This is a genomic window from Variovorax sp. OAS795 (assembly GCF_040546685.1).
Taxonomy (GTDB): Bacteria; Pseudomonadota; Gammaproteobacteria; order Burkholderiales; family Burkholderiaceae_C; genus Variovorax.
In genome coordinates this window covers 3,273,807-3,288,284 of the sequence record NZ_JBEPOH010000001.1, presented here as the reverse complement: position 1 = coordinate 3,288,284, position 14,478 = coordinate 3,273,807, and the positions used below count along the sequence as shown (strand labels likewise).

Here is a 14,478-nt window from a genome sequence, read left to right as displayed (position 1 = left end):
TTTTGCATCCATGAGCTCCCGATGGCGGCAGCTACAGGCCCGGATTCTGGGAGCGGCAAAGGCGAAGAAATGTCAAGGAATCTCAGGCCGCGCAGCTTCCTTTTGAAAGCGATGCATATGTCACACGCAGGCCGGTTGCACTGCATCGTTGGTGTCTCGCCGAGGCGATCGGCGGCGGTTCGTCCCCTACCATGGCGAAGGCAGCCGTGACCTCATGCACTCCTGCGTGAGGCTGCCCCTTCCACCCGCCAGGACCTCCCCCTGGCGGGTTTTTTTACGGCTCCGCTCAGTACAGGCTGGCCCGCTGCCGCGCCGGCAACTCGCGGTCGTAGGCCGCGCCGTCGAAGGCTGCATCGGTCAGCGCCGACAGGATGGCGCCAGGCGTGGGCACCTCCCGCCGCACGCCTTCGGGCAACGGCGCCCAGAGCTTCGAGCGCTGGATCGCGCGGGCGCACTGGAAGTACACAGTCTCCACCTCGATCTCGATCACGCACTGCGGCGGCTTGCCATCGACCGCGAAGCGCGCGAGCAGTTCTGGTGCCACCGTGATGCGCGCGCTTCCGTTCACGCGCAAGGTCTCGCCCACGCCGGGAATCAGGAACAGCAGCGCCACGCGCGGATCGGCCAGGATGTTGCGCAGGCTGTCGATGCGGTTGTTGCCGCGTCGCTCCGGCAGCAGCAAGGTCTTCTCGTCCTGCACCGCAACGAATCCCGGTGCATCGCCGCGCGGCGATGCATCGAGCCCGCCCGGGCCGGTTGTGGCGAGCACCGCAAATGGCGATGCGGCGATCAATGCCTGGTAGCTCGGGTGCAGGTAGGGCACCTCCTTCTTGAGCGAAGCTTCGCCAGGCTGGCCGAATAGCGCTTCGAGCTGCGCGATGGTCTGGATGGCATGGGTCATGGGAGGCTCATTGTTCGTCTAGAAAAGCGAAGCCATGCCGTTCGGGCGGGCGCCTTCGATGTCGAGCATGCGCAGTTTCGTCAGTGCGCCGCCGCCCGCCGAAAAGCCGCCGGGCTTGTTGCCCGCGGCCAGCACGCGGTGGCATGGCACCACGGGCGCAAAGGGGTTGTGGCCCATGGCCTGCCCGACCGCGCGCGACAAGCCCTTGTCGCCGAGCTCGGCCGCGATGTCGCCGTAGGTGCGCGTCTGGCCGGGCGGAATGCGCCGCGCGATCGCGTAGATGCGCTGGTGAAACTCCGACACGCGGCTCATGTCGAGCACGATGTGGCAGAGGTCGTCGGATGCGCCGTTCAGCAGGCCCTGGATGGCCGCGATGGCCTGCCGTGCGATTTCGGGCGGCGCCGACTCGGCCAGGTCCGCAAAGCGGCGGCGCATGCGGGCGCGCGTGGCGGCCTCGCCGTTGTCCTCGGGCAGTTGCACGCCCATGAGTCCGCGCGGCCCCCAGGCCAGGGCGCAGGTGCCTATCGCGGTGTCGAACAGCGCAAAGCCGGATTCCGCCGAGATGGCTGCATTCATCGTGCCATTGTGGGCCAGCCGCTAGATCTTCTCGGCCGGCAGGGTTGGCGGCACAAGGTGGCGCTCGAGCAGCACGGCCACGTGCACCGCCTCGCGCGCTGCGCCATCCGCGATCTGGTGGCGGCAGCTGGTGCCGTCGGCCACCACGATGGCTTCGGGCCGGGCGCGGATCGCCGGCAGCAGGCTGGCCTCGGCCATCTGCATCGAGACCTCGATGTGGCTCGCCTCGTAGCCGAAGCTGCCCGCCATGCCGCAGCAAGAGCTCTCGATCAGTTCCGGCTCGGCGCCTGGAATGAGCTTCAGCACCTCCAGCACCGGGCTCACGGCGCCGAAGGCCTTCTGGTGGCAATGGCCGTGCAGCAGGATCGGCGCCGTGGCCGGCGTGAGCGCGAGCTTGAAGCGGCCGGCCTTCATTTCGCGTGCGATGAATTCCTCGAACAGCAAGGCTTGCCTGCCCACCGTCTCGGCCTTCTTGCCGAAGCCCATCACCAGGGTTTCGTCGCGCAGCGTGAGCAGGCACGAGGGCTCGAGCCCGACGATGGGAATGCCCGCCTCGGCCAGCGGCCGCAGCGCATCGATCAATGTCTCGGCGCGGCGCCTGGCCTCTTCCACCATGCCGCTGGCCAGGAAGGTGCGGCCGCAGCAGTGGTGGCCGCCGCGCTTCTCGACCGTGTGCAGCGTGTAGCCCGCGGCCTTGAGCACGTGGGCCGCGGCCAGCGCGTTCTCGCCTTCGAAGGTGCCGTTGAAGGTGTCGACGAACATCACCGCGGCCTTGCCGCCGCTGGCCTGCACCGACAGCACGGCTTCGCGGCTCGCGAACATGCCGTGCAGGTCGGCCTTGGCGCGCCAGAAGGTGTCGGAGCGCCATTCGGGCAGCGACCGGCGCGCGGAAAACCCCAGCAGCTTTTCGCCCAGCCACGCGGCGCCCGGCACGGTGTTGCGCAGGTTCAGCAGCCACGGCACGCGGCTCGCACGGTGTGCGTAGTCCGGCATGTAGGCCACCAGCTTGTCCTTCAGCGTATGGCCGTGGCGCTTCTTGTAGTGATCGAGAAACTCGATCTTCATCTTCGCCATGTCCACGCCCGTCGGGCAGTCGCGCTTGCAGCCCTTGCAGCCGACGCACAGGTCCATGGTGTCGTGCATTTCCTGGCTGGTGAAGGCGTCGGCGCCGAGCTGGCCCGAGAGCGCGAGCCGCAGCGTGTTGGCGCGTCCGCGCGTCAGGTGCTGCTCGTCGCGCGTCACGCGGTAGCTGGGGCACATGGTGCCGGCATCGAACTTGCGGCAGTGGCCGTTGTTGTTGCACATCTCCACGGCCTTGGCGAGGCCGCCGGTGCTGTCGCCGCCGGTGCCCGGCGCCGTGGTTGCTTCGGTCACGGGATCGGCATTGACGTTCCAGGCCGACCAGTCGAGCACGGGCTTGAGCTCGATGCGCCGATAAGGCCTGGGCGCGGTGGGCGGCGCAAACCGGAACAGCGAAGCGTCGTCCATGCGCGGCGTGTCGACGATCTTGCCGGGGTTGAACAGGTTGGCCGGATCGAGCTTCTGCTTGATGGCGCGAAAGGCCTCGTTGATGGCCGGGCCGAACTGCCACTCGATCCATTCGCCTCGGCACAGGCCGTCGCCATGCTCGCCGCTGAAAGCGCCCTTGTACTTGCGCACCAGGGCCGCGGCCTCTTCCGCAATGGCGCGCATCTTGGCGCCGCCGTCCGCGCGCATGTCCAGGATCGGCCGCACATGCAGCGTGCCGACAGAGGCATGCGCATACCAGGTGCCGCGGCTGCCGTACTTCGCAAACACTTCGGTCAGCGCGTCGGTGTATTCGGCCAGGTGCTCGAGCGGCACGGCGCAGTCCTCGATGAAGCTCACCGGCTTGCCGTCGCCTTTCAGGCTCATCATGATGTTGAGGCCGGCCTTGCGCACTTCCCACAGGTTCTTCTGGCGCGCGTCGTCGGGCATTTCGACCACGCTGCCGGGCAGGCCCAGGTCGCCCATCAGCTCGACCACCTGCCTGAGGCGCGGCAGCAGCGCCGCCTTGTCGGCGCCGGCAAACTCGACCAGCAAGATGGCCGCCGGCTTGCCGATCAGCGCGGTCTCCACGGTCGGCTTGAACGCCGGGTTGGCCAGGCTCAGCTCGATCATCGTGCGGTCGACCAGTTCCACCGCCGTGGGGCCGAGCCTCACGATGTGCTGCGCCGCGTCCATGGCCGAGTGGAAGGTCGGGAAGTTCACGATCCCCAGCACCTTGGCGCGCGGCAGCGGCGCGAGCTTGAGCGTGAGGCTCCGGGTGTAGGCCAGGGTGCCTTCGGCGCCCACCAGGAGGTGCGCGAGGTTCACGCTGCCGTCGGCGGTGTAGGGCTTCTCGCTCTGGTTGTCGAAGATGTCGAGGTTGTAGCCCGCCACGCGGCGCAGCACCTTGGGCCAGTGCGCGCGGATCTGCTCGCGGTGCTCGACCGCGAGCCCGTGCACGAACTTCGCGATGCCGGCCGCACGCGCGTCCAGCGTGGCCTCCGGACCGAACTTCACCAGCTCGCCGCTCGAGAGCCAGGCGCTCGCGCCCAGCACGTTGTGCACCATGTTGCCGTAGGCGATGGAGCGCGAGCCGCAGGAGTTGTTGCCTGCCATGCCGCCCAGCGTGGCTTGCGCGCTGGTCGACACATCGACCGGAAACCACAGGCCGTGCGGCCTGAGCTGCGCGTTCAGGTGGTCGAGCACCAGGCCGGGCTCGACGGTGGCGGTGCCCTCCTCCAGGTTCACGTCGAGCACGCGCCGGAAGTGCTTGCTGTTGTCGATCACCAGCGCCGCGCCCGTGGTCTGGCCGCACTGGCTGGTGCCGCCGCCGCGCGCGAGCACCGGCACCTTCAGGTCGCGCGCAATGTCGATGGCGGTAGCGATGTCGTTTTCATTCGTCGGCACGAAGGCGCCCACCGGCACGATCTGGTAGATCGACGCATCGGTGGCATAGCGCCCACGCGAGCCGGCGTCGAACAGCACCTCGCCTTGGGTTTCCGCGCGCAGCCGCCGCGCCAGCGCCTCGCAGGTGTCGTTGGGTGGAAGAACAGTTCCGGCGGGCTGGATGTGGCTGGCGGGATCGACGCGCATGGGAATGTGGGCTCAGCTCGCCTTGTGGGCTTGGGGATAGATTTCGCCGGCGCGCAGCAGCGCCAGCACGGTGTCTCGCTTGCGGATGAGGTGCGCGACCAGCAACTTGCGCATGGCCGGCGCATCGCGCGCGGCCAGAGCCTGGATCATCTGCTCGTGCTCCTCGACCGCGTGCTTCCACTTGGCCTCGTCCTGGTTGGTGCGAAAGCGCAGCGACTGCACGCGCGCATTGATCGAGCGGTAGGTGCTGGCCAGCACCGGATTGCCCGCGGCCTCGTTGATGGCGGTGTGGATGCGCGCGTTGAGGCGGTAGTAGCCCGAGAGATCGCGCCGCGCGAAGCAGGCCATCATTTCGTAGTGCAGCGCGCGCACCTCGGCCAGTTCTTCATCGGTGATGCGCTTGGCCGCCAGCTCGCCCGACATGCCTTCGAGCATGGCCAGCACCTCGAAGGTGTCGAGCACATCGGCCTCGGTGAGCTTCACCGCCACCGCGCCACGGTTGGGCAGCAGGTCGACCAGCCCTTCGGCCGCCAGGAGCTTGATGGCTTCTCGCAGCGGCGTGCGCGACACGCGCAGCTGAAGGCACAGCTCGCGCTCGTTGAGCTTGGCGCCCGGGGCGATCTGCCCTTCGACCAGCATCGTGCGCAAGCGCGCCGCCACCTGGTCGTGCAGCGCGAGGCGCGAGATCTCGATGATTTCTGCAGTCATGTCTGTTTCCCTCGAATGCATTTTGAATGCAAAAACGAGCATCAACAATGCTTGAACATACGGGTAAACCATCATGTTGTTATCGCTTTTGAATGCAAAACTGAATGCGAAAGGACAGTCCATGCTGCAACTCGACATCCATCCCACCGGCCGCCACTTCCTGCAGATTCCCGGGCCCAGCCCGGTGCCCGACCGCATCCTGCGGGCCATGAGCCTGCCGACCATCGATCACCGCGGGCCCGAGTTCGGCACCCTGGGCCTGAAGGTCCTCGGCGGCATCAGGCAGGTCTTCAAGACCAGGCATCCGGTCGCGATCTACCCCGCGTCCGGCACCGGTGCATGGGAAGCCGCACTCGCCAACACGTTGAGCCCGGGCGACCATGTGCTGATGTACGAGACGGGCCACTTCGCATCGCTGTGGCAAAAGATGGCCACGCGCCTGGGCCTTTCGACCGAATTCCTGGCCTGGTCCGGCAAGGACGAGCAGCTGCCCGCCGCGCCCGGCTGGCGCCGCGGCGTGCAGGCCGACCTGATCGAGGCGCGCCTTCGCAAGGACACCGAAAAGAAGATCAAGGCCGTGTGCGTGGTGCACAACGAAACCTCCACCGGCGTCACCTCCGACATCGCCTCGGTGCGCAAGGCCATCGATGCGGTCGGCCACCCGGCGCTGCTCATGGTCGACAGCATCTCGGGCCTCGCGAGCGCCGATTTCCGCCACGACGAATGGGGTGTGGACGTCACCATCAGCGGCTCGCAGAAGGGCCTGATGCTGCCGCCGGGCATCAGCTTCAACGCGCTTTCGCCGCGCGCGCTCGAAGCCTCCAAGAGCGCGAAGCTGCCGCGCGCGTTCTGGGCCTGGGACGAGATCGTGGAGATGAACAAGGACGGCTACTGGCCCTACACGCCCAACACCAACCTGCTCTATGGCCTGTCGGAGTCGCTCGACATGCTGCTGGGCGAAGGGCTGGACAACGTGTTCGCGCGCCACCAGCGCTGGGCCGCCGGCGCGCGCGCGGCGGTCAATGCCTGGGGCCTGCCGATCCAGTGCGCCGACGCCGCCGTGTATTCGCCCGTGCTCACCGGCGTGATCACGCCCGAGGGCGTCGACGCCGATGCGCTGCGCCGCCTCATTCACCAACGCTTCGACCTGTCGCTGGGCACGGGCCTGGGCAAGCTCAAGGGCCGCATGTTCCGCATGGGCCACCTGGGCGACAGCAACGACCTGACGCTGGTGGCCATGGTTGCGGGCGTCGAAATGGGCATGAAGCTCGCGGGCATCAAGCTGGCGGGCAGCGGCGTGCAGGCCGCGATGGACCATTTCGCGAGCCACCCGGCGGCGCCGGTCGGCCTCCAGAAAGCCGCGTAGTCAGTCGCCCGCACCGGCACGCATCGGACCCACCACACCATGGAGACAAAGATGATGCACAGACGTTCGTTGATCCAGGCCGCGGGTGCCGCGGCCGCCACGCTGGGCGTGCCCCGGCTCTTCGCGCAGGAGTGGCCTTCGGGGCCGGTGCGCATCGTGGTGGGCTTTCCACCCGGAGGCGGCACCGATGCGCTCGCGCGCGTGGTGGCGCAGAAGCTCACGACGATGTGGAACCAGCAGGTGATCGTCGAGAACAAGGCCGGCGTGGCCGGGGTGTTGGCGGCCGAATACGTGTCGCAGCAACCCAGCGACGGCAGCACGCTGCTCATGGCGCACATCAACAGCCATGCGCTCGCGCCCAGCCTGCAGCCGAAGCTGCGCTACAGCGTGGAGCGCGACTTCGTGCCGATCGTGCTGGTGGGCGTGACGCCCAACCTGCTGATTGCCAGCCCGGCGCAGAAGGCGCTCACCGTCAACGACATCGTGGCCGCGTGCAAGGCGTCTCCCGGCACGGTGAGCTTCGGTTCCGCCGGCGCGGGATCGGCGCAGCACCTGGCGCTGGAAATGTTCAAGCTTCAGGCCGGCGTCGATGCGATGCATGTGCCCTACAAGGGCAGCGGCCCGCTCCTGGCCGACCTGATGGGCGGACAGATCCAGTACAGCTTCGAGACCATGACCGCGGCCACGCCCCATGTGAAGAGCGGCCGGGTGCTGGCGGTGGCGCAGACCCGGGCCAAACGCGCCAAGGGCCACCCTGGCGTGCCCACGATGCAGGAGCAGGGCTTCGCGGGTTTCGAGGCCACCACCTGGTACGGGCTTGCGGGTCCGGGCAAGCTGCCGGCCAGTGTTGCCGAGAAGGTGAACCGCGACGTCAACACGGTGCTCGCGATGCCCGACGTGCAGGAAAAGCTCGACACCTATGGCGCGGAGGATGGCGGCGGGTCGCAGGACAAGTTCAAGCAGTTCATCTCGACGGAGATCGCCAAGTGGGCGAAGGTGGTGAAGGATGGGAAGGTGCACGTCGAGACTTGACGCGGGGCACTATTGACCGAGGGTCGTTCAGGGCGGCGCTCCCGCCGACGGGGTGCCTTGCTCCGCGAATGTCCCCCGGGGCTGCGCCCCTCCTCCTTTATTTCGCTGCGCAAGGCACCCCGCCAGCGGCAGCGTGATTCAGAGCAATCGTTGATCGGCGGTACACCGGCGCCCTGTGCACGCGCCCTGAAAAAGCAACACTGACAAAATCAGAACAATGAACCGATCCACGACCGCCCTCGCCGAAGCGCTGATCGCTGCGCGTCGCAACAACACGACCCTCGATGCCACACCCTGGACCGACACGCTGCAAGACGCAACCCAAGCCTATGAAGTGCAGGACGCCATCGGTGCCGTGCTCGGCTGGTTCGAGGCAGGCACAGTGCCGGGCTGCTGGAAATCCGGCGGAGGCTCGCGAACCGCAACGCTCACGCACGCGCCGCTGCCTTCGCACGGCGTGCGCACGAGTCCAGCGGACTTCGGTGACCTGACACTCCACACGCCCGGCATCGAGGCAGAAATTGCACTGCGGCTAGGACAGGACGTCACACCCGCCATGGCCGCGACGCTCGGCCAGGAAGACGCGGCTTCGCTGATCGACGCCATGGCGGTCTCGGTGGAGATCGTCGACTCGCGCTGGCAAGACCTGGCCGCCACGCCCGCCTTGCTGCGCCTGGCCGATTCGCAAGTGCACGGCGCGCTGGTGATCGGCGAATGGCAGTCCTATGCGGCCGTCGACTGGGCTTCGCAGCGCTGCGAAACGAAGGTCGGCAATTCGGAAACGGTGGTGCGCGAAGGCACCCATCCGCTGGCCGACCCCGCGTGGTTGCTGCCGATCTGGCTGCGCCACGTCACGCGCCACGGCCAGACCGCGCCGGCCGGCACCGTCGTGACCACGGGTTCTTGGGTCGGCGTGCTGCCCTGCCGCCGCGGCGATCAGGTGACGGCGGAGTTTGCCGGCATCGGCGCGGTGCGCTTGAGGGTGTAACGCCCTCCCCCCACGCCCGAGCACGCCACCAGGAAATCGAGCACCGCGCGCACGCGGGCCGGCAAGGTGCCGGCCTTGCCGATGTACACCGCGTGGATCGGCTCCACCTCGCCCGGATTGAATTCCTCGAGCAGCGGCACGAGCCGTCCCGCGTCGATGTCGTGCTGGATGTGATACAGCGACAGCCGCGCCACCCCCGCGCCGGCAATCGCCAGCTGCCGCAAGGTTTCGCCGTCGCCAGCGCGCACCGGCCCGGCCACGGGCAGCGAAATCATTCGCCCGTCGACACGCAACGGCCAGTCGGGCGTGCTGCGCCGGTAGCTCCAGCCCAGCCGGTTATGGGCCTCCAGTTCCTCGGGCGTGTGCGGCGTGCCGTACCTGGCAAGGTAGGCGGGCGAGGCCACGATGGCCTGGCTGGTCTCGCCGAGGCGCCGCGCCACCAGGTCGGAGGACGGCAGCTGGCCCCAGCGGATCGCGATGTCGGCGCGCTCGTCCATCATGTCGACGACGCGGTCGGTCAGCGCAATGTCCAGCGTGATCTGCGGATGCAACTCAAGGAGGCGCGGCACCAGCGGCACCAGCTTGTGGTGCCCGAATGACACGCTGGCATTGATGCTCACGCGTCCGCGCGGGGAGGCGCCCGCGGCCGCGCAGCGCTCCGCCTCGTCCATGTCGGCAAGCACGCGCGTGCTGCGCTCGTAGAAGTGCAGTCCCTCGGGCGTGAGCTGCAGCTTGCGCGTGGAGCGGTGCACCAGCTGGATGCCCAGACGCAGCTCCAGCCGCGCGACCAGCTTGCTCACGGCCGACGGCGTCACGTCGAGCTGGCGCGCGGCCGCAGAAAAGCCGCCGGCTTCGACGATCTGGACGAAGGCTTCCATTTCGCCTGAGCGGTTGACGTCGATGCGGGGCATGGCGGTTTCTTTCGCTTTATTGTGAGTTCAACTCACAAGTGTCTGTCCAAGCGGCATTCTAGTCATCGATGGTCAAAAGCCGGACCATAGGACCATCATGCCCATCGCTCTCCTCGCCCTCACCGCCGGTGCCTTCGGAATAGGCACCACCGAATTCGTCATCATGGGCCTGCTGATGCAGGTCTCGGCCGATCTCGGCGTCTCCATCACGGCCGCCGGCCTGCTGATCTCGGGCTATGCGCTCGGGGTCGCGGTCGGCGCACCGCTGCTCACCATCGCCACGCGCAAGCTGCCGCGCACGACCGTGCTGCTCGCGCTGATGGCGATCTTCACGCTCGGCAACCTGGCCTGCGCGCTCGCGCCCAACTACGAACTGCTGATGGCCGCGCGCGTGGTCACCTCGCTCGCGCACGGCACCTTCTTCGGCGTCGGTTCGGTCGTGGCCACTGGCCTGGTCGCGCCCGAGCGCCGCGCCTCCGCCATCGCGATCATGTTCACCGGCCTCACGGCCGCCACGCTGCTGGGCGTGCCGGCCGGTGCATGGCTCGGCCTGCACCATGGCTGGCGCGCCACCTTCTGGGCCGTCGCGCTGATCGGCGTGCTGGCGTTCGCGGTGCTCGCGCTGTTCGTGCCGCACGTGCGCAGCGACGCCAAGGCCGTGCCGCTGCGCGACGAGCTCGCGGTGCTCGCCCGCCCGCAGGTGCTGCTCGGCCTGGCGATGACAGTGCTTGGCTTTGCGGGCGTGTTCGCGGTGTTCACCTACGTCCAGCCTTTGCTGACGCAGGTCACGGGCCTGCCCGAATCGGCCGTGTCGCCGATCCTGCTGGTGTTCGGCGGTGGCCTGGCCGTCGGCAACATCCTTGGCGGCCGGCTGGCCGATCGCGCAACCATGCCGGCAGTGATCGGCACCCTTGTCGCGCTGGCCGCCGTGCTCGGCGCGATGCAGTTCACCATCGCCACGCCGTTCACTGCCGTGGTGTTCGTCGGGCTCCTGGGCATCGCCTCTTTCGCCACTGTGGCCCCGATGCAGCTGCGCGTTCTGGAGAAAGCCTCGGGCGCGGGCCAGAACCTGGCCTCGAGCCTCAACATCGCGGCCTTCAATCTCGGCAATGCGCTCGGCGCGTGGGCGGGCGGCGTGGTCATCGACCACGGGCCGGGACTGCGCGCACTCGGCTGGGTGGCCGCGCTGCTCACGCTCGCGGGCCTGGCCATCGCACTCTGGAGCCGCGCGCTCGACCGGCGCGAGGGTCGCCCCTCGCCAGCCGATTGCGCCTCGTTGCAAGCCTGACGCGCACTACTTCTTTCTAAGACAAGGACAACTTCATGGAACAACGCTTTCTCGGCCGCTCCGGCTTCAAGGTCCCCGCCCTGGGCTTCGGCGCGGGCACCTTCGGCGGACAGGGCCCGCTTTTCAGCGCCTGGGGCAATACCGATGTCGAAGGTGCGCGCAGCATCGTCGACATGGCGCTGCATGCCGGCGTGACGCTGTTCGACACGGCCGACGTCTATTCGAACGGCGCGTCCGAATCGATCCTCGGCGCCGCGCTCAAGGGCCGGCGCGACAAGGCCATCGTCTCGACCAAGCTGGCGCTGCGGGCCGGCGACGGGCCCAACGACGTCGGCGCCTCGCGCCATCACCTGATTGCCGCGACCGATGCCGCGCTGAAGCGCCTGGGCACCGACTACATCGACATCCTGCAGCTGCATGCCTTCGACGCAATGACGCCGGTCGAGATCGTGCTCGACACGCTCGACGACCTGGTGCACGCGGGCAAGGTACGGCTCATCGGTGCCTCCAACTTCTCGGGCTGGCAACTGATGAAGTCGCTCGCGGCCTCCGATCGGCTCGGCTTGCAGCGCTTCGTGGCCAACCAGGCCTACTACTCGCTGATCGGCCGCGACTACGAATACGAACTGATGCCGCTCGGCATCGACCAGGGCGTGGGCGCCATCGTCTGGAGCCCGCTGGGCTGGGGCCGCCTGACCGGCAAGGTGCGCCGCGGCCAGCCGCTGCCCGCCGGCAGCCGGCTGCATGAGACCGCCGGCTTCGCACCGCCGGTGGACGACGAGCGCCTGTACCGCGTGGTCGACGCCATGGACCAGGTGGCCGAGGAAACCGGCAAGACATTGCCGCAGATCGCGCTCAACTGGCTGCTGCAGCGGCCCACCGTATCCAGCGTGCTGATCGGCGCGCGCAATGAAGAGCAGCTGAAGCAGAACCTCGGCGCGCTCGGCTGGCAGCTCAGCGCCGAACAGGTGAAGCGGCTCGATGCAGCCAGCGCAGTGACTCCGCCCTACCCCTACTACCCGTACTGGAACGGGCAGTTTGCGGAGCGCAGTCCGGTGGCGGTTCTGGCCTAACGAAGGCGGGAAGGAGTCGACGGGTCATGCCGAGCGCTGACCTAGGCTCCTACCGCCCAATATGCGGTTTGAGAACGTCATGCCCCTGAAGTAGATGCGCAACGAACTCGGACCCATTGCCATACTTCCAAGACCCGTCCCCTTCAAGGAGGGCGACAACGGCATGTTCGCTCAGGACCTCTTGCCAATCGGAATAGTCCTAGTGGGGCAATGCGTTTCCGTAGCCGAAAGTCGCCGCACTAACGGTTCCAGCTATTTCCGTTGAGTGGTTGTCCACCACGACAAGTCTCGCATGAACATCACCGCCGATCGCCAGTCGGCCGTGACCACCGTATCCCATGATGACTTCGGTTGCGTGCACATCTCCCTCCACCACGATTTCTGCACATCCACCCACGAGGCTGACCACGGAAAGGTTCCCTTTGACGAACACGAAGGAGCTCAGCGTATCGCTTTCGAAATCGACGATCGAGCCATCGATCCTGAGATTTCCCAAGGCGATGATCCCCGCGATGCGCTGATGGACGACGACCCGCGATTGAAGCCGAGACGATCAACGCAAGCAAGTGCTTTGACAATTGTTTTGAAAGCCAGCGCGGAGATCCAAACGACGCCACTCAACCAGTGAACTAAATCGCGCTGCAGCCCTTGTCGCCCATCTCGCCGATGTCAAGCGGCTGCTGCTCGTGCTGCTGGATGGCTGGACTCGGCGCGGCAAAATTCGCCGCGCGCGCGCCCATCGCTGTCCAGACTAGCGTCCCAGCCGAATGAGCTGGGACGCTAGTCTTGTCGCGCCTCGTATTCGGCACGGTTGAGCAGTTTGAAATACAGCACCTCGAACCACTGCAAGCCGAGCGGGTGTTCCGTCGCACCAGTCCGAGTGCTGTCGCAATCGTCATCCAGGCGAAGCCCGAAAAAGGCGTCGAATGGGGCCTCGCACTTCTGCGCGATGGCCCGTTTCAGTTGCAAGACCGCTTCGGCAATGTCGTTTGGCAACGCGTCGATCGCGGCACCCACATGAAGGCATCGCGCGATCTCCTGTTCGACGCAGGACAGCAGCGCCGCCTCTTCGTCGTAAGACATGATGTCGAGCTCGATCGTCTCCAAGAGCAAGTACTGGTCGCGATGAGCCTCAAGGAAGGCGAGCGTTTCGTCCAGCCAGATGGGCATTTGCGTCGCGGCGGCAGGCGCCGCCTTCGACGCGGCGGGCGCAGCCTCGCTCCCCGGAAAAACAAACCCCTTGAGACGCCCGAGCAAGGATGTCGGTCGCATTGCGACAGCGGCTTGCGGCTCGGCCGATGGCACGTACTCTGCCAGCGAAGCCCGCACGATCCGGGTGAAGCGCTGCACGCGGTCAAAGCCAAGATCGAAGCGGCTGCTGACCGCACGGATCACAGTCGGGTGCCCGGGTTCGTCACCGCTCAAGCCGTCCGCCACCAGCGAGCCGCACAACTGCGGATCGCCGGACATGAGCGCGCGGTACATGAACGGTACGTCGTACGCCCATTCGGACAGGCCAGAAATCGTCTCCGGACGATCCGCGAACGAACTGGGCCGATTGCTGAGGCTGTAGAGGTAAGAACGGTTGGCCATGTCTGACGAGAGAGGAAGACGACGTGATGAGGGGACGTAATCGCCGGATCACCAAGGCTTCCGGGTGAAAACCGGTATTGGGCCGAATGTATCCCGTCAACTTGGACACCGAGTCGCACCGCACAATAAAGCCAAGGCGGCCGTGCCAAATGTCCATCTCAGCTGCGACACCTACGATGAAATCGCCTCGGCGCGCTCGTTCGCAAGCGTGCCGCTGAGCTGGTCGACCAGCCGGTCGACCTTCCGCTCCGCCTCCCGCAGCGACTGCGCGAGCTGCTCGCCACCAAATTCGTCGAACTCCACCGCCGCTTCGTGGACGTCGGTAACGCCGATGTAGCCGAACACCGAGCGCACGCTGCTTTCGGTGTGGTTGAGGTGTGCGATGCGTCCGCCGGGGTCGTAGCCGTGGTCGCCGCGTGCGCCGAGCAGCACCATGCGCTTGCCGGCATCGGCGAGCATCGGCCAGTACGGGACTGCGCCACGCGCACGATCGAAGCCGAAGGTGCGGCCCACGCGCACGATGTTGTCGATCCAGGCCTTGAACTGGGAGGGCACGCTGAAGTTGTACATCGGCAGGCCGACGACGATCAGGTCGGCGGCGACCAACTGGTCGACCAGCCGGTCGCTCTCGGCCAGCACTTCGGCCATCCAGGGCTCGCGCTCGGCGGGCGCGGTGAATGCGGCATGGATCCAGCGGCCATCGACGTGCGCGGGCGGGTGCTGTCCCACGTCGAGGTAGTCGATGCGGTCGTTGGGCCGAGCCTGCCGCCAGCGCGCGATGAAGCGCGCGGAGAGCCGGCGCGTGTGCGAGCCGTGGGGGTCGATGCCCGAAAGCCCGGGGCGGCCGCTGGTGTCGATATGGAGAAGGTTCATGGTCTTCGATGGGTGAATTGAGCTGTTTCGTCTGGCGCAGTCAGAATGACTGCACAGGCTCCAATCTATG

Annotated in this window: 13 protein-coding genes; 6 read left to right on the top strand and 7 right to left on the bottom strand. The window is 67.1% G+C overall.

What is annotated here, in order from left to right; genetic code table 11:
• Positions 1-286: 286 nt before the first annotated feature.
• Genes ABID97_RS15860 through ABID97_RS15845 form a run of 4 tightly spaced genes read right to left on the bottom strand, consistent with a single transcriptional unit; the run spans position 287 to position 5,284 of the window.
• Positions 287-901: a pyridoxamine 5'-phosphate oxidase family protein gene (locus ABID97_RS15860; RefSeq protein ID WP_354399403.1), complete on the bottom strand. Its 615-nt coding sequence runs from the start codon at positions 899-901 to the stop codon at positions 287-289.
• Positions 902-919: 18 nt separating this feature from the next.
• Positions 920-1,477: a methylated-DNA--[protein]-cysteine S-methyltransferase gene (locus tag ABID97_RS15855; RefSeq protein WP_354399402.1), complete on the bottom strand. Its 558-nt coding sequence runs from the start codon at positions 1,475-1,477 to the stop codon at positions 920-922.
• Positions 1,478-1,498: 21 nt separating this feature from the next.
• Positions 1,499-4,576: an FAD-binding and (Fe-S)-binding domain-containing protein gene (locus ABID97_RS15850; RefSeq protein WP_354399401.1), complete on the bottom strand. Its 3,078-nt coding sequence runs from the start codon at positions 4,574-4,576 to the stop codon at positions 1,499-1,501.
• Between the two features lie 12 nt (positions 4,577-4,588).
• Positions 4,589-5,284, bottom strand: coding sequence for a GntR family transcriptional regulator (locus ABID97_RS15845; protein ID WP_354399400.1), 696 nt, complete (start codon positions 5,282-5,284; stop codon positions 4,589-4,591).
• 121 nt (positions 5,285-5,405) lie between these two features.
• Between ABID97_RS15845 and ABID97_RS15840 the strand changes: the two genes are divergently transcribed.
• The 3 genes from ABID97_RS15840 (at position 5,406) to ABID97_RS15830 (ending at position 8,670) form a co-directional block, all read left to right on the top strand.
• Positions 5,406-6,650, top strand: a complete 1,245-nt coding sequence (locus ABID97_RS15840; RefSeq protein ID WP_354399399.1) for a pyridoxal-phosphate-dependent aminotransferase family protein — start codon at positions 5,406-5,408, stop codon at positions 6,648-6,650.
• Positions 6,651-6,704: 54 nt separating this feature from the next.
• On the top strand, positions 6,705-7,682 hold the full coding sequence (locus tag ABID97_RS15835; protein ID WP_354401773.1) for a Bug family tripartite tricarboxylate transporter substrate binding protein: 978 nt from the start codon (positions 6,705-6,707) through the stop codon (positions 7,680-7,682).
• Between the two features lie 217 nt (positions 7,683-7,899).
• Positions 7,900-8,670, top strand: coding sequence for a 2-keto-4-pentenoate hydratase (locus tag ABID97_RS15830; RefSeq protein WP_354399398.1), 771 nt, complete (start codon positions 7,900-7,902; stop codon positions 8,668-8,670).
• On the opposite strand, the gene ABID97_RS15825 is transcribed toward ABID97_RS15830, so the two are convergent.
• Positions 8,619-9,581 carry a LysR family transcriptional regulator gene (locus ABID97_RS15825; RefSeq protein ID WP_354399397.1) on the bottom strand — a complete coding sequence of 321 codons (963 nt, stop codon included), beginning with the start codon at positions 9,579-9,581 and terminating at the stop codon, positions 8,619-8,621. The two genes, ABID97_RS15830 and ABID97_RS15825, sit on opposite strands and share 52 nt — an antisense overlap.
• 97 nt (positions 9,582-9,678) lie before the next feature.
• Here ABID97_RS15825 and ABID97_RS15820 point away from each other — a divergent pair, with 97 nt between their 5' ends.
• The 3 genes from ABID97_RS15820 to ABID97_RS15810 all read left to right on the top strand — a co-directional run bounded on the left by ABID97_RS15820 (position 9,679) and on the right by ABID97_RS15810 (position 12,570).
• Complete coding sequence (locus ABID97_RS15820) at positions 9,679-10,869, top strand: MFS transporter (RefSeq protein ID WP_354399396.1); 1,191 nt, start codon at positions 9,679-9,681, stop codon at positions 10,867-10,869.
• Positions 10,870-10,904: 35 nt separating this feature from the next.
• Complete coding sequence (locus ABID97_RS15815; protein WP_354399395.1) at positions 10,905-11,942, top strand: aldo/keto reductase; 1,038 nt, start codon at positions 10,905-10,907, stop codon at positions 11,940-11,942.
• 292 nt (positions 11,943-12,234) lie between these two features.
• Positions 12,235-12,570 carry a hypothetical protein gene (locus ABID97_RS15810; RefSeq protein ID WP_354399394.1) on the top strand — a complete coding sequence of 112 codons (336 nt, stop codon included), beginning with the start codon at positions 12,235-12,237 and terminating at the stop codon, positions 12,568-12,570.
• A gap of 152 nt (positions 12,571-12,722) precedes the next feature.
• On the opposite strand, the gene ABID97_RS15805 is transcribed toward ABID97_RS15810, so the two are convergent.
• The gene (locus ABID97_RS15805) at positions 12,723-13,535 is read right to left on the bottom strand and encodes a DUF7822 domain-containing protein (RefSeq protein ID WP_354399393.1); all 813 of its coding nucleotides are present in this window, start codon (positions 13,533-13,535) and stop codon (positions 12,723-12,725) included.
• Positions 13,536-13,706: 171 nt separating this feature from the next.
• Positions 13,707-14,408: an FMN-dependent NADH-azoreductase gene (locus ABID97_RS15800; RefSeq protein WP_354399392.1), complete on the bottom strand. Its 702-nt coding sequence runs from the start codon at positions 14,406-14,408 to the stop codon at positions 13,707-13,709.
• Positions 14,409-14,478 lie beyond the last annotated feature (70 nt).

Bases quoted from the DNA above. Each gene is read 5' to 3' on its own strand.
- ABID97_RS15860 (WP_354399403.1), bottom strand. From the start codon at position 901: ATGACCCATGCCATCCAGACCATCGCGCAGCTCGAAGCGCTATTCGGC.
- ABID97_RS15855 (WP_354399402.1), bottom strand. From the start codon at position 1,477: ATGAATGCAGCCATCTCGGCGGAATCCGGCTTTGCGCTGTTCGACACC.
- ABID97_RS15850 (WP_354399401.1), bottom strand. From the start codon at position 4,576: ATGCGCGTCGATCCCGCCAGCCACATCCAGCCCGCCGGAACTGTTCTT.
- ABID97_RS15845 (WP_354399400.1), bottom strand. From the start codon at position 5,284: ATGACTGCAGAAATCATCGAGATCTCGCGCCTCGCGCTGCACGACCAG.
- ABID97_RS15840 (WP_354399399.1), top strand. From the start codon at position 5,406: ATGCTGCAACTCGACATCCATCCCACCGGCCGCCACTTCCTGCAGATT.
- ABID97_RS15835 (WP_354401773.1), top strand. From the start codon at position 6,705: ATGCACAGACGTTCGTTGATCCAGGCCGCGGGTGCCGCGGCCGCCACG.
- ABID97_RS15830 (WP_354399398.1), top strand. From the start codon at position 7,900: ATGAACCGATCCACGACCGCCCTCGCCGAAGCGCTGATCGCTGCGCGT.
- ABID97_RS15825 (WP_354399397.1), bottom strand. From the start codon at position 9,581: ATGCCCCGCATCGACGTCAACCGCTCAGGCGAAATGGAAGCCTTCGTC.
- ABID97_RS15820 (WP_354399396.1), top strand. From the start codon at position 9,679: ATGCCCATCGCTCTCCTCGCCCTCACCGCCGGTGCCTTCGGAATAGGC.
- ABID97_RS15815 (WP_354399395.1), top strand. From the start codon at position 10,905: ATGGAACAACGCTTTCTCGGCCGCTCCGGCTTCAAGGTCCCCGCCCTG.
- ABID97_RS15810 (WP_354399394.1), top strand. From the start codon at position 12,235: ATGAACATCACCGCCGATCGCCAGTCGGCCGTGACCACCGTATCCCAT.
- ABID97_RS15805 (WP_354399393.1), bottom strand. From the start codon at position 13,535: ATGGCCAACCGTTCTTACCTCTACAGCCTCAGCAATCGGCCCAGTTCG.
- ABID97_RS15800 (WP_354399392.1), bottom strand. From the start codon at position 14,408: ATGAACCTTCTCCATATCGACACCAGCGGCCGCCCCGGGCTTTCGGGC.